This window comes from Solemya velesiana gill symbiont (assembly GCF_002020805.1).
Taxonomy (GTDB): Bacteria; Pseudomonadota; Gammaproteobacteria; order Chromatiales; family Chromatiaceae; genus Sedimenticola_A.
The window spans coordinates 1-20107 of sequence record NZ_MPRJ01000040.1; the positions used below are offsets into that span (position 1 = coordinate 1).

Here is a 20107-nt window from a genome sequence, read left to right on the forward strand (position 1 = left end):
ACAATCACGGTATACAGTGTTTTTCGCTCCACCATCGTCAATAGTGCGCTTTTGCGCCCCTTGCCAATGACAGTATCACCCTCCCAGTCACCAATGCGTATTAAATTCTGTGAGACTCGGTGGATTTTGATTCATGGCCATTACTAATTCAAAATACTTACATCCTGGAAAACGCATTTGACAGGGTGAGTATTACTACCGTTGCCTTCTACCGGTCTTCTTCCCTGTATTACGACGGGCTGTCGATTTCTTTCTCGTAGTTTTTTTCTTTGGAGAACCTGTACGCACCTTGGCAGGTGCTGTCAGTTTGCCACCCGTCGTACCCGCAGGCTGCCAGGCAGGCACCAGGTGTTTCTTGCCGTTGCCGATGAGATCGGCCCGGCCCATCTTCTTGAGTGTTTCGCGCAGGAGGGGCCAGTTGTCGGGATCGTGGTAACGCAAAAAAGCTTTATGCAGACGGCGCTGGCGGGTGCCACTGGGCACATCCACTGATTTGCCTTTTCGGTTGATCTTGCGCAGGGGATTACGCTTGGTGTGATACATGGCCGAGGCGATGGCCAGGGGTGTGGGCAGAAAGGCCTGTACCTGGTCAGGCCTGAAGTCATTGTGCTTCAACCAAAGAGCCAGGTTGAGCATGTCCTTGTCGCTGGTTCCCGGGTGTGCTGCGATGAAGTAGGGAATCAGGTACTGCTCTTTCCCTGCTTCCTTGGAGTACTTGTCGAACAGGCGTTTGAACTTGTCGTAGGTGCCGATTCCAGGCTTCATCATCATCTGCAGGGGTCCATCCTCGGTATGTTCCGGTGCAATCTTCAGGTAGCCACCCACGTGGTGGGCAACCAGTTCTTTGATGTATTCCGGGTCACGTACGGCCAAGTCGTAGCGAAGGCCCGAGGCGATCAATACACGCTTCACCCCTTTGAGCTTACGCGCCTTTCTATAGAGGCTGATCAATGGCTTGTGAGAAGTCTGCATGTGGCTGCAGATGTCTGGAAAGACACAGGAGAGGCGCCGGCAGCTGGACTCGATCTTCTCGCTTTCACAGCGCATGTTGTACATATTGGCCGTGGAACCGCCGAGATCCGAGATGGTGCCAGTGAATCCCGGCATGGTGTCCCTGATGGTCTCGATCTCATGAATGACCGAATCTTCTGAACGGCTCTGGATGATGCGTCCCTCGTGCTCGGTGATGGAGCAGAAGGTGCAGCCACCGAAACAGCCCCGCATGATGGGGATGGAGAAACAGATCATCTCCCAGGCGGGGTTCTTTGCGTCACCATAGCTGGGGTGAGGCATCCGGGTGTAGGGAAACTCGTAGAGTCGATCCAGTTCCTTGGTGGTCAAAGGCAGCGGTGGCGGGTTGAGCCAGACATCACGCTTGCCGTGTTGTTGCACCAGGGCACGTGCATTCCCGGGATTGGTTTCCAGGTGAAACACCCTGGAGGCGTGGGCATAGATCACCGGATCGTCGAGCACCTGGTCATAGGAGGGCAACCGCACTACGGTACGGCTGCGATCCATGCCCTTGGGGCGCTTGTGAAACGACACGATCTTGCGATCAGTGGTTTCTGTCTTTCCACATTCTGGAGAAGCCGCGTAGGGATCGGGCTTTGCATCCACCGGCCCCGGCTCATCGATCGTGGTGGAGTCGATTTCGGTCCAGCCTTCGGGCAGATCCTGGCGCATGAAGCCGGTGCCGCGAACATCTGTGATCTCGACAATCTTCTCTCCATTCGCCAACCGGTGTGCCATTTCCACCACCGCCCTTTCGGCATTGCCGTAGATCAGCATGTCGGCCTTGGAGTCGGGCAGCATCGAACGGCGCACCTTGTCCGACCAGTAGTCGTAGTGGGCGATGCGGCGAAGGCTCGCCTCGATGCCACCGACGATGACCGGTACACCCTTGAATGCCTCTCTCGCTCGCTGGGCGTAGACCACCACCGAGCGGTCGGGGCGTTTGCCGCCCTCCCCGTCCGGTGTATAGGCATCATTGGAGCGAATCCGCAGCTCAGCCGTGTAGCGGTTGACCATGGAGTCCATGTTGCCGGCGGTGATGCCAAAGAAGAGGTTCGGCTTGCCGAGCCTGCGGAAGTCGTCCGGGGATTTCCAGTCCGGCTGGGCAATGATGCCCACCCGGAAGCCCTGGGACTCCAGCAGCCTGCCGATCAATGCCATGCCGAAGCTGGGATGATCCACGTAGGCATCACCGGTGACGATGATGATGTCGCAGCTGTCCCAGCCCAGTTCATCCATATCTTCCCGGGACATGGGTAATACCGGCGCGGTACCGAAGCGTTTTGCCCAGTACTGGCGGTAGGAGAAGAGATCGGGGGCTGTGTGCATGGAGAGAGAAAATTATCTGGCTAAAAGCGGATTATAGCGGATAAGGCTCTCTCGGTGGGATGCCCGAATGCTGTCATGACCCCATGGGAATCTTGGGGTTATCGGTGATGGATTTGTTTTTGATTCCCCTCACCCCTGCCCTCTCCCACCCGGGGAGAGGGAGTTTTCGAAAAATGCAGGTTACATCCCGATATCACCCACGTTACTGCGATTTTTCATCAGGTCGAGGATGCGCTGGGTCAGGATCAGCTCCATGGCGTACATCATCTTGCCACCGGGGATAACCAGCGTATTGAAACCCGTGATAAAAGAGCCCTCGATCAGTCCGCGCAGGTTCAGCTTGTACTCCACGGACGGCTTGTCCTTGAGGAAGTGGATCAGTACGAGACTCTGATCCGGGCTTGGGATGTTGCGCACCATGAAGGGATTGGAGGTATCTACCAGGGGAATGCGCTGAAAATTGATATGGGTGTGTTCGAACTGGGGCATGATGTAGTGCATATAGCCATACATCCGCCTGTGGATATTGTCGATCACCGCTTCGGACTGGTAGCCGCGTTCGCTGGTATCCCGGTTGATTTTCTGGATTTACTCCAGGTTGATGGTAGGGGCAACACCGATCAGGAGATCCACCTCGTCTGCCATGTTGTTGCCATCTCATACCACACCGCCGTGCAGTCCTTCATAGAAGAGCAGATCTGACCCTGACGGCAGTTCCTCCCACTCTGTGAAGGTTCCGGGCTTTGAACCATACAAGGCTGCCTCGTGTTCATCGTGCACATAGCGTCGACGCATACCGGTACCGGTCTCGGCATAGCTGCGGAACAACTCCTGCTGTTTATCGAAGATATTACCCTCCGGACCGAAATGGCTGAGATTGCGGCCCTCGTTGTTGGCCTTCTCCAGCTCCTTCTTCATCTCCTTGCGGTTATAGCGATGAAAGCTGTCGCCTTCGACAAATGCGGCATTGGCGCCGACCCGTTGAAAAATGTGCTCGAGAGCACTCTTGACTATGGATGTACCGGCCCCGGACGAACCGGTGACCGCAATAATGGGATGCTTCTTGGACATATTTTCCTCTCTCTCTTGGGCCATTTAAGAGACCCTTATATCTTCTATTTTTTATAGGGTTTATAGGTATACACCAAATTGGCAACCCTGAATCATCTTTTTTTCTTATGGGGAGACCAGGAAATGAGGCGTTTGCCTGCCCTGTCGAAGCGGATAATGCGGTCATTGTTGGTATCGGCAACCCATACCCTGTCACCGTTCACCGCAATGCCTCCGGGCTCATTTAGACTGGCTCCAACAATCTCTGTGCCATCTCCCGGCTGCCCGTTGCCGACCAGGGTCCTGGTCTTTCCCGTTTCCAGCTCGTAGACCTTGATCTTGTGATTATAGGTATCCGCTATAAGCAGTTGATTCTTATCCAGGACCGACACAGCCAACGGGTGCTGCAGCTTGGTTTCACTACGCACCCCGTCCTCATCGCCAAAGTCGAACAGGCCTGTGCCCAGCAGCGTTTTTACTGTCCTGGTTTCCAGGTCGATCTCCCGGATGGCGGATGCCTCTGCATCGGCCACATACAGGCGCCTGCCGGAGAGTGCCAGGCCACTGGGCTGACTGAATGTCGCCTCTTTCAAGGCGCCGTTTTCAAGCCCCTCTTTCCCCGAGCCGGCAAAGGGCTCGATCTTTCCGGTGTCCAGATCCAGGCGCCATACCTGGTAGGAACCCGCCATGGCGATATAGAGATTGCTATCCAGAAGCGCCAGATCCCAGGGTGATCGCAGGCTGACTGACGTGGCATTGGAAGATGGATGGAGTTCATAACCCACTTCACCGATGCCCGCTATGGTGCTTACAGTGCCCTTGTTGAGATCAACATGCCGCAAGGCATGATTGCCTGTATCCGCTACAAAGAGGCTCTCTCCTGCCCTGACCATGCCCTGGGGGTATGCAAACCGTGCCTGCTCAAGAGGGCCGTCCCTGAAACCGGCGACACCTTCTCCAATGATGCGCGATTCATCATCATGCTCCCTGGTCACGATAATGCGATGATGCAGTGTATCGCTGATGATCAGATCACCTTCACTGCTGATGATCTTTCCCGGCGCCGCCAACGGTTGGTCGGCAATTCGCATTGCTTCGGGCTGAAGCGGCAACGCGGGAGGAACAGTATCTGTATCCCGCGCTTTCAGCAGCTTGGCGATATAATCATCGAGCAGCTCTCCATGACCTTCACCGGCCAGGTAACCGATGACCATACCCTTTGTGTCGATCACCATTAGTGTCGGCCAGGCACGAACGCCGTAGATTTGCATAAGTTCCAGGTCACGATCCTGGATTACCGGATGCTGGCGATCGTATCGCAGCAGAATTCTGCGAAGGGTATCCATGCGGCGTTCATTGGAGAACTTGGGTGAGTGAACACCGATCACAAGCAGTGAATCGCCGTATTTCTTTTCCAGTTCCCACAACTCTTCTACAACATGCAGGCAGTTGATACAGCCATAGGTCCAGAAGTCGAGAATGGTGACCCGCCCTTTCAGGTCATCAAGGGTCAAGGGCCGTGAAACATTGAGCCACTGGAGTTTTTCTGGAAACTCCGGCGCGGGAATGTTCTCACCATGTCCCGGTATGCTGACAAACAGACAAAGCAAAGCAAAGCAAAGCAAAGCAAAGCAAAGCAAAGCAAGTATCTTCCGCTGAGGGGATTTCAATGCGGTATGGATGCAATTCATCTCGTATACCAAAGGGCTATGACTAACTGAATAGTTTAGGACTTGATTGAATATCCTTGAAGTATGAACCTCAGGCAAAAAACGGCCTCTTGTCATCAACGCCAAAGGGGGCGATGCCAAGAGGCCCAAAAGGGAGCGTACTCGCTACAGGGAGGTATCAGTTTTTGAGTGCCCGGATGTAGGCAACCAACGCCTGGATCTCGGCATCCGGGATATCTGCACGACACGGCATGGTGGCAGCACCGCCATATTTCGCCGAACCGTCTTTGATGATGTTGAAAAGATCGGTATCCGTACCGGCCTTGCCATCGCCATCGCCATCGCCATCGCCATCGCCATCGGTATCATATTTGAAGACACCTTCAGAAAAGCTGCGTGGCTTTGGATTCAGGGCTGCAGCAGCCGGGCTATCGCCTTTGCCTGTTACGCCATGGCAGCTGGCACATGCGCCTTTGCCGTCATAGACGGCCTTACCTGCAGCCGCATCTGCGTGAACCCCTGGGGCCACGGAAATCAGAAGCCCGGCCAGTGACAGGCTGCAGGCAATTGGGTGTATCTTTCTCATTCCTTCTTCTCCTTTCGGTGCTGTTTAATATTGCTTTTATAATTGAACAGCGTTGTCCGTAGACATCGCCGTCCTTCATTCAACTCCGCAGGCCCCATGCCCGGCATGAAACTGACAGGTGCCTCCTCTGCCTGCTGCCGGATAGGCCGCATCCGTTCTTCAACCTCTTTGGATGTTGGCCTGGGTTCATCCAGGATGGATGCCAGGAGATCCCTAAGCTCTTCACAATAGGCGGAGGTCAGCATCGCAACACCGGCAAAATACGGGGTCCGGCAGCGCCTCGATACGCGTTCAGCAAAAGGGGTCACCCAGCGCAACAGGTGTTCATCCATGAAGCGGGCAATATCTCCGAGATGTTGTGCCAGCTCATCCATTGAAAAGAGGTGCGCGAGAAACTGAAGCTGCAGAACCAGGTGGCCATCCGGCCTTATACGCCAGTCTTCGGCCATCAGGCCGTAGCGTGAGTACCAGCTCCTCACCTGGAACATGCTCTCCTGGCAGGCAAGGTTCTCATCGTCTGTCCAGACCGACTCCTGGGGGGACGCCTGAATGGTGTAGTTCAGGTAGATGTCGGCATAGTCAGCCGCCAGTTCATCGAGGGTGACCTGGTCAATCTCATCCGACAGTGCTGCACGGGCCTGGTTCATGAAATCCAGTGCCCGGTTTCCATCCTCACCTATCAGTCTGAAACCGAGCCCTTCGGGAAAATGCTCCTCGCTCAGGAGCTGCAACAGCTGCCGGTCGGGTTCCCGGTCATGCAGGGATGCCAGCATGGCCATATCATCGGTTACCACACTGCAGAGCGACTCCAGCATCTCGGATGTTTTCGAACTACTGCTGATCACTGGCTGCTCTTTCATTTGACCTTACCTTTGCTATGAGCCACAAAACCGATGGAAGGTTTAGTCAAATCGATATTCGACATGTTCTTGACCTGGCGGGTGACCTTGTCATTAGGCCCGATGGCGACGGTTTCCAGCTCGCCACTCCAGATCTCCTCAACCGGACCTATATCCAGCACGCGCATCATGCAGGCCATGACACAGTAAGGCTTACAATCGGCATCGATCTCATCCACGCACATGTTGCACTTCTTGACGATGCTGTCGTAGGGATCGAACTGCGGCGCTCCAAAGGGACAGGCCGCTTCACAACGCCTGCAACCGATGCACAGCGTCGAGTCGATATCGACAATGCCATCCTGCTTTCGCTTGAAGATAGCGCAGGTAGGACAGGTCGGAAGACAGGCAGGCTCACTGCAGTGGTTACAGGACATGTTGACCTTGTATGCGAACACATCGGGGTATGTTCCACCCTCGACATACTGCACGCGTCTGAAGCGCGGACCTGCAGGCAGTCCGTTCTTGTCTTTGCAGGCGATCTCGCAGGCGCGACAACCGATACAGTCAACATTATTGTGAATAAACCCGAACTGCTTTTCCGGCTTTACAGGGGTATAGCTCTCACGCTTGCGACGCTTAACGGCTTCTTTTATCTTGGTCTTGTCTTTTGTTTCTGACATTATTTTTCCCTCCAAGATCAAAGATCACGCCGAAAGACGTGGGCGCGTGATGTAGCCAGCTTGTCCCACCCCGGGCGATGCTCGAGATCCGTCTTCTTTATCTCGCAGAGCACGGTGTTGTAGGCGAATGCCCCGGCAGGGCTGGGCTCATCCAGTGTCAGCATGTCGGGGTTTCCGGCACGGTCAACACCATTCTCGTCCAGGTCGATCCAGGCCCCCTCATGCAGCACTGCCACACCGGGCATGCAGCGCTCGGTCAGGTAGACCGGCACCACGCACTTGCCGCGGTCGTTCCTGATCTCCACCGTGCCACCTGTTTTGATGCCCAGTTTTTTCGCATCGGAGGCGTTCACCGTTACCTCCTGTTCATAGGTTTCACGCAGCCAGCTGCAGTTATTGAAAATGGAGTGCGTACGCCAGCGCGGGTGTGGTAATATCAGGTGGATATGGATACTTCTCGGTTTTCGGGCTGTTGAGGGATTCCCAGGGCTCGATCCACTTCGGAATATAGGGGCTCTCCGAGCCATACATCGTTTTCTTCCAATCCGCGATTTGAGCGAGTGATGTAGCGAGGATCTCGATCTTGCCTGACGGTGTCTGGAACCTCGCACCGTTTTCGATCTGGTCCCGGAACGCCACGTGGGGCTGGTCGAGGATGAACTTGTAGACCCCCCGCTGCTTGAACTCGTCCCACGACATATTCACATGCTGGTGGGGTATTACCTTGGTCTCCCACCACTCACGCAAATAGGCCTCGTCAACGTTATCGTTGACATGAAAATAGTCCCGGTTGGCCTTTGGATCGAAGGCGCGACCAAACACATCGCCACCAATACGGTAGGCCAGTTCGGTGAAGACCTGGAAGTCGGTCTTCGACTCACCCATCGGCTCGATCACCTTGGGACGATGGATATAGTAATGCCCCTTGTATCAGGGCAAGGCCACGTCGTGGCGCCCAAAGTGAGTGGCGATGGGTAACAGAACATCAGCATAGAGACCGGAAGGCGTGATGGTGGAGTCCATGCAGACTACCAGCTCCATCTTCTTCATCGCCTCAATCTCTTTATTGATATTGGTGAGCTGGTTGAACCAGTCCGAACCCTGCCAGAAGATCCCCTTGATGTTGGGAATCTGTCCGTCGGTCTGATCGTCGCGCTGCCAGAGCCCGATGTCCTCGCATTTCACGTTGGGGTAGTTGAGCACGCAGTGGGCCCAGCGGTCCGACTTGATCGACTGGAACCAGATATTTGAATACTGATCGTAGGGGTAGGCCACCGCCTCGGCGTGCCAGGCTTTTCCGACACCTTCGGCGCAACCGCCCAGGATACCGATATTGCCGGTCATTGCCTGCAGTGCTGCTGCCATGCGGTTGTATTGCTCACCGTAAGCGTTGCGACCCGGCGCCCATGAAGCCTTGAGCGCAGCGGGCTTGGTCTTGGCATACATGACAACCAGCTTCTTGATGTCCTTGGCCGGCACACCGCATATTTTCTCTGCCCATTCCGGCGTCTTGGGCTCACCGTCATACTTGCCCAGGATGTAGTTTTTGAAGTTCTCCTTATCTTTTGCCCAACCCGGCATGGTGCCAGCATCCATGCCCTGGCAGAACTTATCGATGAAGGCCTGGTCATGCATGTCATTGGTAAAGATATAGTGAGCCATTCCAGCCATCATGGCGGCATCGGTATTGGGCTTGATCGGAATCCACCAGGCATCGTATGCAGCCGCACTGTCCGTGTACTGGGGATCGATCAGCACGAATTTGCATCCGCGCTGCTTGGCCATCCGCATGTACATGAAGGTGTTGCCACCGTGGAATGTGTAGGCTGGATTCCAGCCCCACATGATCATCAGCTTGGAGTGGGCAAAGGCATCATCTTCGTTGCCGTCCTCGATGGTGCCGAAGGTTATGCGTGAACTGAAGGTCGTCGCCTGGTAGGAAGGCACCGACCAGGAGCTTGTGCGGCTTCCAAACATGCCGAGAAAACGGGCTAACAGGCCCTCGATCTGATCAGACTTGTGCAGCACACCGTAGGAGGCACCGGCATAACTCTGATCGAGCAGTGCCGTCGGTCCATAGGTATCCTTGAGATAGACCATCTTCTTGGCCACAAAGTCCAGGGCCTCGCCCCAGGAGACGCGTTTGAACTTGCCCTCCCCCCGTTCGCCAACCCGTATCATGGGATAGAGCAGGCGCTCGGCAGAGTAGAGTCGCTGGCGGTATGAACGCCCCCTCAGGCAGGCCCTGAGCTGCGGCTCTGCGTTACCATCCTTACCGAAGTAGCCACCACGCTGGTAACGACCATCATCGGTCGAGAGACGCACGATCACATCTTTCCATTTGTGTGCAACCAGCATGTGACGGGATCCGCAGTTATGGGCACAACTGGTAACCACGGTCTGCAGTTCGTCATCTTTCGGATAAGGTTCGTAGGCGAATGCCTTGGCATCCTTGGCAGTCTTCATTTCGACAAGACCACCGGCGGCGACAGCAGCGCCTCCCGCCACGGTAGTTTTAAGAAATGAACGCCGCGTCAGATTCAGGCGTTCGGATAGATCATTGTCTGTTTTGTTTTTGCTCATCCTTACCTCTTCGTCAGCAGAAGACTACTTCGCGGCCTGCCTGGTTTTGATCTGGAAGCGCGGCTCCGACTCGGTTGGCCGGTCTTTCGCCCACTCGGGAATATCTTTTGGCATCCCTTTCCAGGCATGACGCGGATAAGGGTAAGAGATGCGATACCATTGGCGACCACCATGGCAGCCGTAACAGACATCGGAATCTTTCTTACCGGCCTCCTCGATGGCATCCGCCTTGAGATAATTGACCTAGTGCCTGGTAGTGCGCACACCTGCATGGCATAGCAGACAATTGTTCTGAAACATGCTGCGGGACTCAGTCTAGGGAGTGGGCAGACCCATGAGCTTGTAAGGGCTGGCGCCATGGCACATCAGGCAGATTTCCGGGTTAACTGACTTGCGCAGGGTGAAATCCCTGTTGGAGTGATCTGGCGGGATCTGCGCCTCTTCGCGCGGATCATCCCCCTGGTGACAGGTGTTGCATTTCATCGCCATCACTTCTTTTGCCAAGGGCGTAACCAGGTGACGACGATGAAAGGTATCCTGCTCCCCTTCATAGGTGCTCAGCGTCTGGTACCAGGCCAAGGCGTCAGATGCTTTTACTCCAGCCGGCGACTGTTTGAGCGGTTTTCTCTCGAGCACCTCCTGGGACACTCCAGGCACTGTTTATCAGTGGCATCATCAATGGCCGGCTTGAAATGGATCGGGTGCTATCGTGCATTTTCATAACCCACTTTCACGGTATCAGCCGCAAAAGCCCCGTTACCTGCCAGTAGTGACAGGGCAACAAGAAGGGCAGCAAATGTAACTAGTTTTTCCAACTTCATAGCTCTCGCCTCGCCATAATGATGCTGATCGCATCGCCTTGATGTGGGAGTTGATTATGAAAAGGGCGCATCCTTGCGCCCTGAAGCATCCATGCTGGGGATTTCCAGTGAACAGGCTGGGTTTAGTTCCAGGCTGACAAAGCGTGCCTCGAACCGCTTCATTATCACTTTGGACCCGCATCGATGGACCAGGTTGATAAAGGATTTGAAGACTTCAAAATCCTTTGCTGCACTGTAGGCCGTAACACTGAAGACAAGATGGGCCGCTGCATCGCTGTTCTCAGTCAGCAAACCATAGAGTTCAGACCTGAATGCAGTGTCTGACATTGAACTGAAAGAAAGATTGACAGCGATATCGTGTACCAGCTGACTCTCCTTGATATGCTTGACGACCCGCTTGAGCACATTCATGTCAAACAGGGAAATATTGCCGGTGTCTTCGGCAACAGCTACAAAGGTTCCAATCGGGAGTGCCTCGCCGGCTTCGTCATAGACCTTGGAAACCGCCTCTTCGAATACCAGGCTGCCGGCCTGGTCACCTGCCAGTGCATAGGCCTGCTCGATCTGTTCAATTTCAAAACGCTGCTCTATCACAACATCATCAACAAGCGCCCGCCACTCATCCTTGCTGCGTGCATTGCTGCTGTCCTTGGAGAGTGCAAAACTGTTCTCTCCGATCAACCTTGCCTTTTCGTAGGCCTCGGCCGCAGCGGAGACAATAGCAGAAGGTGTACCCAATGGATCGAAGGCTATGCCACCTATATGCGCGATATTCTGTCTGCTATCCTCTCACCCAGTTTCTGAAATCCATCTACAAGGCCTTTACAGAGTTGCTCGGCCTCTGCCTGCCCCATGTTATGAGCGACTGCTGCAAACTCTGGTCCAAAAAACGAAAGAGTTTTATATCTGAATCCTTTACTCCCCCAGCAACTTCCTTGATCAGTTCGACAAACGTCTTGATAAACTCGTCCACCGCTGAGCTGTCGTTTTCCTTGGCAAAGGCTCCCAGGTCATGTATGCGAATCATGAAGATGTAGCCTTTCTTGGTACTGACAAACATCTTCTTCATCTCAGTCTCGAAGAAAGACTTCTTTTCAAGACCGGCCAGTTCATCCATCCCCAGTTTCTTGCTCACACCTTCCAACTTTTTATTGAGCTTCGAAATCATCCCCTCGATCTTGTCAGACATCCGGTTCATGGAACCAGCCACGTTGCGTATCTCGGAAGTCCACGGCAAAGGACTGATGGTTCCAAATTTGCCATCTGCGATATCCAGGGCGAGACTGTTGATCCTGTCCAGGGGGCGCAGCAGGAGCCTGATCACAACGCCAAGCGCAACGATCGATAATATAAAGGCGAGCACCGAGTAGAAGAGTGCATCCTTGGCCTGCCGCCAAAGCTTCAGGTAACCGATACCGGGGTGAACCGAAACACGCACCACCCCGCCAATGGTCCAGCCTGAACTGATCTCCGATTCAGCGGTACTGATCTCCATGGGAAGCAATTTAACGAACAAGTTGGGAACGATCTGAAATGTCTCGGGATTGGACTTCTTAACCAGGACCTGGCCTTCACTATCCTCAAGGACGATCTCACCATAGTAACCCCGGTCGAAGATTGCGTTGATCATCGTTTCCAGAATCGTGTCGGACTTGTCCCCTATGTAAGGGCTCAGGGAAAGTCCCAGCGAGGTGGCAGTATTCTGGGCATGCACCTGGGCCTCATCCTGCAGATAGCTTCGGATGTTTTTGACACTGCTGACGTAATTAACCGCGAAAATTCCGAGAAACATCAACGAGATCAAAATGAACAATTGCTTGGATAGCGACATTTATCTTTCCATATCGTTGGCAGTTGTAATCACACGACAATACCGCAGGAATATATTTTATTGTGGATGCTTGAGTACAACTCAAATCAACAGGAATTTAACGCCTTGATTCCAGTGATGATTCTGCCTTCCAATCTCTCCACCACATAGGTTAATCATTGACCACAGAACGCAGATCGACAAGGTATATGAACACCCCAATCCAATGCCGACGCGCCAACAAGCAGGACATCCCGGAGATCCTCTCACTCTATGCACAGCCCGATCTGGATGATGGCCGCATGCTCTCCACTTCCGAGGCCGATGATATTTTTAATCGCATGGCCGCTTACCCCGGTTACGCCATTTACGTAGCTGAAGCAGACAACGGGATAGTCGGTACCTTTGCCCTTCTCATCATGGACAACCTGGCACACTTGGGAGCACCGTCTGCGGTAATCGAAGATGTGGCCGTCGCCCCGGAGCTTCAGGGACAAGGCATCGGGCGAAAAATGATGACTTTCGCCCTGGAGCAGGAAAGGAAAGGAAAGGAAAGGAAAGGAAAAAAGGCTGCTACAAGGAGATGCTCTCTTCAAGCATGAAACGTGGAAAAGCCCACAAATTCTATGACTCGCTGGAATTCGAGCGGCATGGATACAGCTTCCGCATCAATACTGGGCAGCCAACTGCGGCTTAAGCAGTAACCTGAAATACATCGCCTGTGTGAGGCGGGCTATTCAGCCCTTCAATGCCACCAGCTTGTCAGCCGCCGCACCACTGGAGAGCGCTTCACGCGCGAGGCTGATACCCGCTTCGATGGAGCCCGCACCTCCGCCGAGATGGATTCGTACGCCGGCATTGAAAGCAACTGCATCCAGATGCGTCTCATCAGTGCCTTCCAGTGCCGCTTTGACCATGCGTACTGTCTCGTCGGGGGTCTCGCAGGGATGGTGCGGTTTCTCTTGCATGCCAAAGTCGGTGGGAGACAGGGTGTATTTCTCTATTACGCCATCGCGATACTCCACCACCGGAGTCGGTGCGAGGGGTAACTCGTCACCTCCGTCCAGGCCTTGCACCACCATCACCCGCTCCTGGCCACGTTCACCGGCCGCGGTGGCAAAACGCTCGAGGAAAGATTCATGTGCGGCGCCAATCAGGGAGCGCCTAGCCCCGGCAGGGTTCAGCATCACCTCGCAAGCATGTAAAAAAGTGCGGTAGAAGAGCAACTGGCGATAGGGCTTGAGCCGCTCCACACCATGCAGGTATCGCGAGGCGTGCAGGTGGCCGAAGCCTTTCCGTTCGATATCCCCCTCGACCTGTTCCGGTTCACGGGCCGCCGCCATGCCCATGGCCTCCAGCAGCCGGGCATTGGTCACGCCGTCCTTGGGGGGCAGGCCGGTATTGGAGTGGAGTACCACAGAGACACCTGCTGCAGCCGCAACAATGGCTGCAGGCACGCTCAGGTTTAGCGCTTTTTTGCGCCCATCATAGGGACCGTTGCAGTTCACCAGGTTGTCGACCTGTGGCGAAATCAGGGTCGCGGTATTCTCCATGGCATCGAGAAAGCCCTTCATCTCCTCTACCTTCGTTCCCTTGAAGCGCATGGCCGTAAGAAAAGCGCCTACCTGGGCCGGATGTGCCTCGGCTGAGAAAAGAAAGCTCAGCGCCTCGCTCGCCTCTTCCCGGCTCATATCCTTTGCACCATGGCGCCCCTTGGCAGTGGCAATCAGGCGTTTACGAAAACCTTCAGCCGCTTCGCTGGTAAAGTCCTGCATCGGTATCTCTCTTTCTGGTTACTGTAGGAGCCGGTTCGCGAACAGCCTAGACGTAATAGTCGGAGCCAATCGCGAACAAGTTCGCTCCTACACAGCTTATATCTCAGGAAAAGACAAAGGGTATCTTTTCGCTGTGCTGGTAGTCGGCGCCACCGATCACCCGGTCAGGCGACACCTGCTTGCGCGCGTCCATCAGGGCATCGGCGATACGACGATCTTTCAGATGATACTGTGGTGCCAAATCGATCCCGTCAATATCGGCACACGCCTCCTCGAAGACATTTCGATACAGATCGCTCATCATGCAATAACGACTGGACATCAGGGTGTTGGTTGCCTGCTTGATCTGGGCTACTGCATCGTTCTCGTGATTGAAGAAGCTGGTGACAAGCATCACCGAGATGGCATGCAGCACATCGTATTGGACGTGGGCGATAAAGACGATCAGGTGACGTTGGGTGAGCGGCACATCGTTCTGCCAGGCCCAGCGGATCATGCCCCCCAGCAGCAGGCTGAAGAATTCAGGCACGCCCCACTCCATGCCCAGGCCTACCGAGGCGAGGGACTCCACCATGTTGAAGGAGGGATGATCAGAGAGCAGGCGCTGGGTCAGCACGTTGTCCGCCACGCCGGGCAGCATCGCCACGTCCTGCTCCTCGAAGGGGATACCCAGGCCGTCGAACAGGTTGCGATACATCACGATGTGCGTGGAGGAGCTGAGCAGGCCGTGCAGATCGGGGTAGTCGTCGATGGCGTGGGTCCCCACCCCGTACTCGTCCGCCAGCAGTTGGGCGAGGACGATCTGTGCCAGTTCCGAGACCCGTTCGTTGAGACAGCCGTAGGGCAGCGGCATCAGCCCCGAGAAGCGTCCCAGGGCCAGGGCAACGCACTGGCGGGTATTCTTCACCTGGTTGAAGTACTGCTGGGCAAACAGGGCAAGCTGCCGTTCGTTGAAGTTGCCTTCGAATACCCTCAGGAAGAATGGATGACGCCACACCGGGTGGTCCATCACGTGATTGTGCAGTTCCACGAAGAGCTCACCCAGGGCGCCAGTACGAAACAGATCGAGCTCGCTGAACCGGTTGCCCTCCTCCTTTTCGGCTATCTCCCGCAACTCGCCAAGCAGTTGATTCAGAGTGTTGAATGGATCTTCCAACTGATTGATGATATTGGAAAAATCCTCCTGCTGACTGACCTTGAATGCCTCCAGCACTGCCTCGGCATCCATGGAGAGCAGATCGGGCATGGGATGTACCCCATCATTCAGGATGGGAGTACCTTCGGGCGTCTCCTGGAGTAGGTCTGAGAAGGGTTTTGCTTTGCCTGGGGAGGTTACTTGATCATTCATACTGCTGCCTATTCTTGATCTGGATCAAGGATAATATCAGCGTATTCTGAACTCCTGACCCAGCAGAAGCAATGGATTTGGTCAATGCGCAGGCACCATGGCGTAGCGCCTGACGATCAAGACAAACTCCTCGAGCGCAGCGATACCACTAGACTCGGCCTGGGCGGACCACTTTCTCAGCGCCTCGAGTCGCATTTCGTGATTTGCAGCGTGCTGCTCCCATATCTCCTGCAGTTGCAGCTTGAACTGGTAGACGGTCTCAAGGGTTGAGTTGTTGCCGAGCAGTTCGGTCAACTGCCTGCGATCCCCCTCACTCAGCAGCGCACCGTCCAGGCGAGCCATACGTCTTGCCTTACGATAGAGGCGGCGCAGGGGCTTCCTGGCCCGGCTGATCTCAACACGAAACACCGGTTTCAGTACCTGTCGCCGGTAATCGCTGAGCAGTTGCAGACGATTCACGGTCAGGGCCTTGATCGTTTCGATATCCAGCTGCGAACGCTCTGCCGCAAATGCACGCCTTGGCGCCACCTTGTGCACCCGTGCCAGGCCGAGCAATGAGAAAAGCCTGATGTAGAACCACCCGAGGTCGAACTCCCACCATCGATTTGAGAGTTTTGCCGAGCTGCCGAAGGCGTGATGATTGTTGTGCAACTCCTCGCCGCCGATAAGGATGCCCCAGGGCACGATATTGGTTGCGGTATTGGGGATCTCGAAGTTACGGTACCCCCAGTAGTGACCGATACCATTGATCACACCGGCAGCCCAGAATGGAATCCAGATCATCTGAACAGCCCAGATGGCGATACCCGCGGGACCGAACAGCAGAAATTGGATCACGGCCAGGAATGTGATGCCCAGATAGTTGTAACGCTGATAAAGGTTCCGCTCCAGCCAGTCACCAGGAGTGCCCTTGCCGTATTTCTCCAGGGTTTCCACTTTGGCGGCCTCCTCGCGGTAGAGCTCCGCCCCCTGCCACAGCACCTTGCTGAGTCCCCGGGTCTGGGGGCTGTGGGGGTCCTCTTCGGTTTCGCACTTGGCGTGATGCTTGCGATGAATGGCCACCCACTCGCGGGTCACCATTCCGGTGGTCAACCAGAGCCAGAAGCGAAAGAAATGACTTAATGCCGGATGCAGCTCAAGGGCCCTGTGGGCCTGGTGACGATGAAGAAAGACGGTAACCGAAACGATGGTGACATGGGTGAGAATCAGGGTCAGTGCGACATATTCCCACAAGGAGAAATCGAGTAGGCCATTGAACATTATGGAGAACCTGTCTGAGCGATGAGGAACTTTGCCTGTAACGACAGGTGTCACTGCTTCGGGGCTTGACCGAATAAAAGTACCTGGCGCATAGGTTTACAAGCGTGTATCTAAGGTAAGACCACGATCAGGGTGGAAGATTCATTTCCCAACTTTTTTAATTCAACGTCTGAACCGATCAAGAGGCGCCTCTTATGCAAAGGCGCCTCTTGAACCATGCAGAGGCCTGCCCGAAAAAACTCAATTCGCGGTTAGCATTGAAACAATCTCTGCGGGTTCCAGACGCAGGGTGTAATCCGCATTCACGAAATCATAAACGATCACGCCATCCTGACCGATAATGTAAGTGGCCGGCACGGGGAGTTTGAAACTGTCGTCACCATTGTAGGCCGGGATGTCGATTCCTATCTTTTCATAGATGGGGCGCAGGGCCTGCGGCAGCTCAAATACCAACCCCATCTGCTCGGCCACCCTGTTGCCGGCATCGCTCAGAATGTCGATCTCAATCTCGTTGCGCTCAGCGGTGGACATGGCCTTGTCCGGCGTTTCCGGGGTCAAACCGATCAGCCGGGCTCCACGCGCCTCGATCTGCGGCAAGACATCATGCAGTGCCTTCATCTCCATGTTGCAGTATGGGCACCAACCGCCACGGTAGACATTCAGCACAACTGTCGATTCTGCAAGGTAATCCGACAGGCGCCTGCTTTCACCATGTTGGTTGTGCAACTCGAAATCCGGCATGGTATCGCCTGCCCTGAGCGCCCTGCTCTCAATGCCCGAGCCTTTCAGCTCTTCGGTGCACTGGGCCATGGTAGTCAGAATCTCTTGGGGAACCTTCTCTTTCTTAGCGGCATTGTAGGCATCGATATTGTCTTTCAGAACACCCATGGGTCTCGCTCCTGCTGGTTTTTGAACAAATGTTCAACAATAATTCACTATTTTGAACGATCATTCAAGAACAATCTTGAGCAATCGCTCAAAAATAGTACACTTAAGGGGTACAAATGAGGTTTTCAGCATGTCACGACCCATTCAGTTCGAGCGTGAAGATATCCTGGAGAAGGCGATGCACGCCTTTTGGGAACAGGGTTATTGCGCCACCAGTATGGCCAACCTGGTAGAGACCACCGATGTCAAGCCCGGCAGCCTGTACGCCGCATTCCAATCCAAGGAGGGACTTTTTCTGGCCGCCCTTGACCACTACGGCGAGCGTAGCGCGAAAAGGATCGGGAAAGCGCTGGCCTCGACCGACTCACCGCTTGAAGATATCCGCAACTATTTCCGACAACTGACTGCTGACGCCGGCAATCCGAAGGCAAAGCGCAGTTGCCTGCTGGTGAACACTGCCCTGGAACTTGGCCACGGCAACCCGGCTGTCCTGGAGAGGGTGAACCATCATCTCAACACTATTGAAACCCTGTTCCGAAACAACCTTGAGGCTGCACAGGCCAATGGAGAACTGGGAACAGACAAGGCCCCCCGGCCCCTGGCTGCATTTCTGATGTCCAGCATCTGGGGCCTGCGCGTTCTCGGCGGGACCGCCCCGTCTCCAAAACGGGTCAAGGCGGTAATCGATCAACTCCTGACACTGCTCGATTGAAACCCATCGAATAGCACATTGAATGAACATCAACGCCGGTTATTTTCAGCTCCCCACCCCAAGCAGGGTGCTTCGGTCAATTGACCGAAGGCGCAATCCCTTCTGTCACCGGGCAAATGCCACGGTACGGGAGAATAGCGTGGAAGTACGCTGGACCGGTCGCGCTGAACAGGCCCTTAGCCAACATTCCAAGCCCCTGGTCGTGGAGATGCAGGTCTACTTCACCTGCGTGGTGAAAAAGCGGGTACTGTTCTATGAGCAGGATAAACCCCAAGGCACCCCAGTGGATGAAAGGCTGAATATTCTTTTCAACGTGGTGGAGTCCAACTCCTGCGACCCGGTTGAGTTTGCGAATAACTTCCCGGTCAAACAGGTGTTCTCATCCCCTGCCGCCAACAAAATGAAACCTTCCGCCCTGGAAATCGACTACCGCAATGGCAGTTGAAGCGGTGAGTTCTATATAGGCGCCAACCCTGGTAGATGATCAGCGTTCATTGCCCTACACCAAGGGATTGTCAAAACAGACCCAGGTTCTTCTCTCTGTATGTCAGGTTGCGTTGTAATAAACGCCATCCGGTAGCGGTTCCATACCGATAACTCGTTTTATCTCGAGCAGGTAATTCACGTTCTCATATTGATTCAATCGTGTTCGTTCACGAACACCCAATACAAGATCCGGATCGATTGATTCAAGACAAGCGCTTTTTATACGAGCTCCATTTATGTAGACGTTTGCCAACTCCGTAGTGCAACCATCAATATCGAACTCGGATCGCTGCTTGTACACATTAACGATTGATAATTCAGGGTGCGGGGTCACTATTTCATCCAGATACTGCTCGAGGGAATAAACATGCCGCTCCAACCCGGTAACTGTCACGCCCAAGAGAGGGTGTATTTCTTCCTCTATTGTCTCCCGTGCGAGAGGAAATGCTCTCTTTATCCGTGGACTCCACTGCTCCAAGCCACGCTCGCACTTGATCAACTCCTTTATATCCAAGAGTGCGTTACGTACCTTGGTATTATATTCATCTGTAGCAGCGGAGACGATATAGATCTCGCGACTCTCCATATAACCAACCACTGATGCAAGTCGGCGTATCGCATCCTCCACAATACCGAAATCATGGGCAAAGGCACGAAACTCATAGCGGGCATTCGCCTCGTTCACAAAGTTCCTCCCAGCAACAAAACGCAATATTTCATTACTCAATTATAGCCAGCGGCTTGAAACTACAAATCGTGGTGAAGAAGAAATTGGAAAATTTCGTGTGAACAATGTGGTGCCACTCTGCCCACTGAAAAAACACCCCATCACCCCACAACATAGATATTCATGAGTAATAACATAACCAGAACCAATGTGATGGTCACATCGGCAACAAACCTTAAATAGCTCGCAATAAGATCACGCTGTTCGGCCTTTTCGCGCAGGAGTCGCTGGAAGACCTCCTGATACAGGGAGGTCAAGCAAGTAAGCGTCAGCGACATCAGAATCAACAGAACTACAGCGGCAAAAACGCTGAGTGGGACATCCAGTATCATTGAGTCTCCATAAACCAGGCCCAGGCCATCTACCTGCTGATTGCCGGGCCTACCCTCCTTCCACGCTGGTAGTCCTTGAAGGCGTCCTGAACTGGTGGATTGTTGATTTGCAGTTAAAACTGACCCAGGTTTTGCATCTAATATTGACCCGCCTAGATAGCCGGATTATGGCCTGAGATTACTTTCTTTTTCCAGTT

The 20107-nt window shown here is 54.2% G+C and carries 20 protein-coding genes and 2 pseudogenes; 3 read left to right on the top strand and 19 right to left on the bottom strand.

Annotated elements, in window-relative coordinates; genetic code table 11:
- From BOW53_RS07260 to BOW53_RS07310, 13 genes and pseudogenes are all read right to left on the bottom strand, one after another.
- A pseudogene (locus BOW53_RS07260) lies at nucleotides 1-98 on the bottom strand (IS30 family transposase); the annotation flags it as partial.
- Between the two features lie 97 nt (nucleotides 99-195).
- Nucleotides 196-2340, bottom strand: a complete 2145-nt coding sequence (locus BOW53_RS07265; RefSeq protein ID WP_078487168.1) for a YgiQ family radical SAM protein — start codon at nucleotides 2338-2340, stop codon at nucleotides 196-198.
- Between the two features lie 180 nt (nucleotides 2341-2520).
- Nucleotides 2521-3411: pseudogene (locus BOW53_RS07270) on the bottom strand (phosphoribulokinase).
- A gap of 92 nt (nucleotides 3412-3503) precedes the next feature.
- Nucleotides 3504-5000: a thioredoxin-like domain-containing protein gene (locus BOW53_RS07275; protein WP_172838815.1), complete on the bottom strand. Its 1497-nt coding sequence runs from the start codon at nucleotides 4998-5000 to the stop codon at nucleotides 3504-3506.
- Nucleotides 5001-5238: 238 nt separating this feature from the next.
- Entirely contained in the window at nucleotides 5239-5646 is a 408-nt protein-coding gene (locus BOW53_RS07280) for a c-type cytochrome (protein WP_078487171.1), read from the bottom strand.
- Complete coding sequence (locus BOW53_RS07285; RefSeq protein ID WP_078487173.1) at nucleotides 5643-6506, bottom strand: TorD/DmsD family molecular chaperone; 864 nt, start codon at nucleotides 6504-6506, stop codon at nucleotides 5643-5645. The genes BOW53_RS07280 and BOW53_RS07285 overlap by 4 nt, the downstream gene beginning before the upstream one ends.
- Complete coding sequence (locus BOW53_RS07290; RefSeq protein ID WP_078487175.1) at nucleotides 6503-7168, bottom strand: 4Fe-4S dicluster domain-containing protein; 666 nt, start codon at nucleotides 7166-7168, stop codon at nucleotides 6503-6505. The genes BOW53_RS07285 and BOW53_RS07290 overlap by 4 nt, the downstream gene beginning before the upstream one ends.
- A 17-nt stretch (nucleotides 7169-7185) precedes the next feature.
- Entirely contained in the window at nucleotides 7186-7677 is a 492-nt protein-coding gene (locus BOW53_RS13180) for a molybdopterin dinucleotide binding domain-containing protein (RefSeq protein WP_245832037.1), read from the bottom strand.
- Nucleotides 7562-8053 (bottom strand): hypothetical protein, encoded by a 492-nt coding sequence (locus BOW53_RS13185; RefSeq protein WP_245832034.1) that lies wholly within the window; start codon nucleotides 8051-8053, stop codon nucleotides 7562-7564. Before BOW53_RS13185 ends, BOW53_RS13180 begins: the two co-directional genes overlap by 116 nt.
- 45 nt (nucleotides 8054-8098) lie before the next feature.
- Nucleotides 8099-9751: a molybdopterin-dependent oxidoreductase gene (locus tag BOW53_RS13190; protein WP_245832035.1), complete on the bottom strand. Its 1653-nt coding sequence runs from the start codon at nucleotides 9749-9751 to the stop codon at nucleotides 8099-8101.
- 315 nt (nucleotides 9752-10066) lie between these two features.
- Entirely contained in the window at nucleotides 10067-10387 is a 321-nt protein-coding gene (locus BOW53_RS13195; RefSeq protein WP_245832036.1) for a cytochrome c3 family protein, read from the bottom strand.
- Nucleotides 10388-10626: 239 nt separating this feature from the next.
- On the bottom strand, nucleotides 10627-11310 hold the full coding sequence (locus BOW53_RS07305) for an EAL domain-containing protein (protein ID WP_172838816.1): 684 nt from the start codon (nucleotides 11308-11310) through the stop codon (nucleotides 10627-10629).
- A gap of 73 nt (nucleotides 11311-11383) precedes the next feature.
- On the bottom strand, nucleotides 11384-12403 hold the full coding sequence (locus BOW53_RS07310; RefSeq protein ID WP_078487180.1) for a LapD/MoxY N-terminal periplasmic domain-containing protein: 1020 nt from the start codon (nucleotides 12401-12403) through the stop codon (nucleotides 11384-11386).
- Between the two features lie 188 nt (nucleotides 12404-12591).
- On the opposite strand from BOW53_RS07310, the gene BOW53_RS07315 reads away from it, so the two are divergent.
- Nucleotides 12592-12984, top strand: a complete 393-nt coding sequence (locus tag BOW53_RS07315; protein WP_342748417.1) for a GNAT family N-acetyltransferase — start codon at nucleotides 12592-12594, stop codon at nucleotides 12982-12984.
- Nucleotides 12985-13119: 135 nt separating this feature from the next.
- On the opposite strand, the gene trpD is transcribed toward BOW53_RS07315, so the two are convergent.
- The 4 genes from trpD to BOW53_RS07335 all read right to left on the bottom strand — a co-directional run bounded on the left by trpD (nucleotide 13120) and on the right by BOW53_RS07335 (nucleotide 17653).
- On the bottom strand, nucleotides 13120-14157 hold the full coding sequence (trpD, locus tag BOW53_RS07320) for an anthranilate phosphoribosyltransferase (protein ID WP_078487182.1): 1038 nt from the start codon (nucleotides 14155-14157) through the stop codon (nucleotides 13120-13122).
- 103 nt (nucleotides 14158-14260) lie between these two features.
- Entirely contained in the window at nucleotides 14261-15505 is a 1245-nt protein-coding gene (locus tag BOW53_RS07325) for a heme oxygenase-like domain-containing protein (RefSeq protein WP_078487184.1), read from the bottom strand.
- Between the two features lie 81 nt (nucleotides 15506-15586).
- Complete coding sequence (locus BOW53_RS07330) at nucleotides 15587-16765, bottom strand: DesA family fatty acid desaturase (RefSeq protein ID WP_078487186.1); 1179 nt, start codon at nucleotides 16763-16765, stop codon at nucleotides 15587-15589.
- 240 nt (nucleotides 16766-17005) lie between these two features.
- On the bottom strand, nucleotides 17006-17653 hold the full coding sequence (locus BOW53_RS07335) for a peroxiredoxin-like family protein (protein WP_078487187.1): 648 nt from the start codon (nucleotides 17651-17653) through the stop codon (nucleotides 17006-17008).
- A 130-nt stretch (nucleotides 17654-17783) separates the two neighbouring features.
- Here BOW53_RS07335 and BOW53_RS07340 point away from each other — a divergent pair, with 130 nt between their 5' ends.
- A complete protein-coding gene (locus BOW53_RS07340; protein ID WP_078487189.1) occupies nucleotides 17784-18365 on the top strand; it encodes a TetR/AcrR family transcriptional regulator in 582 nt (193 codons plus the stop codon).
- A 22-nt stretch (nucleotides 18366-18387) separates the two neighbouring features.
- The gene (locus tag BOW53_RS07345) at nucleotides 18388-18810 is read left to right on the top strand and encodes a hypothetical protein (protein WP_078487191.1); all 423 of its coding nucleotides are present in this window, start codon (nucleotides 18388-18390) and stop codon (nucleotides 18808-18810) included.
- Nucleotides 18811-18912: 102 nt separating this feature from the next.
- Here BOW53_RS07345 and BOW53_RS07350 read toward each other — a convergent pair whose 3' ends face one another.
- The gene (locus BOW53_RS07350) at nucleotides 18913-19536 is read right to left on the bottom strand and encodes a hypothetical protein (RefSeq protein ID WP_078487193.1); all 624 of its coding nucleotides are present in this window, start codon (nucleotides 19534-19536) and stop codon (nucleotides 18913-18915) included.
- A gap of 143 nt (nucleotides 19537-19679) precedes the next feature.
- On the bottom strand, nucleotides 19680-19910 hold the full coding sequence (locus tag BOW53_RS07355; protein WP_078487195.1) for a hypothetical protein: 231 nt from the start codon (nucleotides 19908-19910) through the stop codon (nucleotides 19680-19682).
- Nucleotides 19911-20107: the final 197 nt, after the last annotated feature.

Excerpts from the sequence above, each read along its gene's own strand:
- BOW53_RS07340 (WP_078487189.1), top strand. The coding sequence starts at position 17,784 with ATGTCACGACCCATTCAGTTCGAGCGTGAAGATATCCTGGAGAAGGCG.
- BOW53_RS07345 (WP_078487191.1), top strand. The coding sequence starts at position 18,388 with ATGAACATCAACGCCGGTTATTTTCAGCTCCCCACCCCAAGCAGGGTG.
- BOW53_RS07325 (WP_078487184.1), bottom strand. The coding sequence starts at position 15,505 with ATGAATGATCAAGTAACCTCCCCAGGCAAAGCAAAACCCTTCTCAGAC.
- BOW53_RS07355 (WP_078487195.1), bottom strand. The coding sequence starts at position 19,910 with ATGATACTGGATGTCCCACTCAGCGTTTTTGCCGCTGTAGTTCTGTTG.
- BOW53_RS07265 (WP_078487168.1), bottom strand. The coding sequence starts at position 2,340 with ATGCACACAGCCCCCGATCTCTTCTCCTACCGCCAGTACTGGGCAAAA.
- BOW53_RS07280 (WP_078487171.1), bottom strand. The coding sequence starts at position 5,646 with ATGAGAAAGATACACCCAATTGCCTGCAGCCTGTCACTGGCCGGGCTT.
- BOW53_RS13185 (WP_245832034.1), bottom strand. The coding sequence starts at position 8,053 with ATGGGTGAGTCGAAGACCGACTTCCAGGTCTTCACCGAACTGGCCTAC.
- BOW53_RS07285 (WP_078487173.1), bottom strand. The coding sequence starts at position 6,506 with ATGAAAGAGCAGCCAGTGATCAGCAGTAGTTCGAAAACATCCGAGATG.
- BOW53_RS07290 (WP_078487175.1), bottom strand. The coding sequence starts at position 7,168 with ATGTCAGAAACAAAAGACAAGACCAAGATAAAAGAAGCCGTTAAGCGT.
- BOW53_RS13190 (WP_245832035.1), bottom strand. The coding sequence starts at position 9,751 with ATGAGCAAAAACAAAACAGACAATGATCTATCCGAACGCCTGAATCTG.
- BOW53_RS07310 (WP_078487180.1), bottom strand. The coding sequence starts at position 12,403 with ATGTCGCTATCCAAGCAATTGTTCATTTTGATCTCGTTGATGTTTCTC.
- BOW53_RS07330 (WP_078487186.1), bottom strand. The coding sequence starts at position 16,765 with ATGTTCAATGGCCTACTCGATTTCTCCTTGTGGGAATATGTCGCACTG.
- BOW53_RS07315 (WP_342748417.1), top strand. The coding sequence starts at position 12,592 with ATGAACACCCCAATCCAATGCCGACGCGCCAACAAGCAGGACATCCCG.
- trpD (WP_078487182.1), bottom strand. The coding sequence starts at position 14,157 with ATGCAGGACTTTACCAGCGAAGCGGCTGAAGGTTTTCGTAAACGCCTG.
- BOW53_RS07335 (WP_078487187.1), bottom strand. The coding sequence starts at position 17,653 with ATGGGTGTTCTGAAAGACAATATCGATGCCTACAATGCCGCTAAGAAA.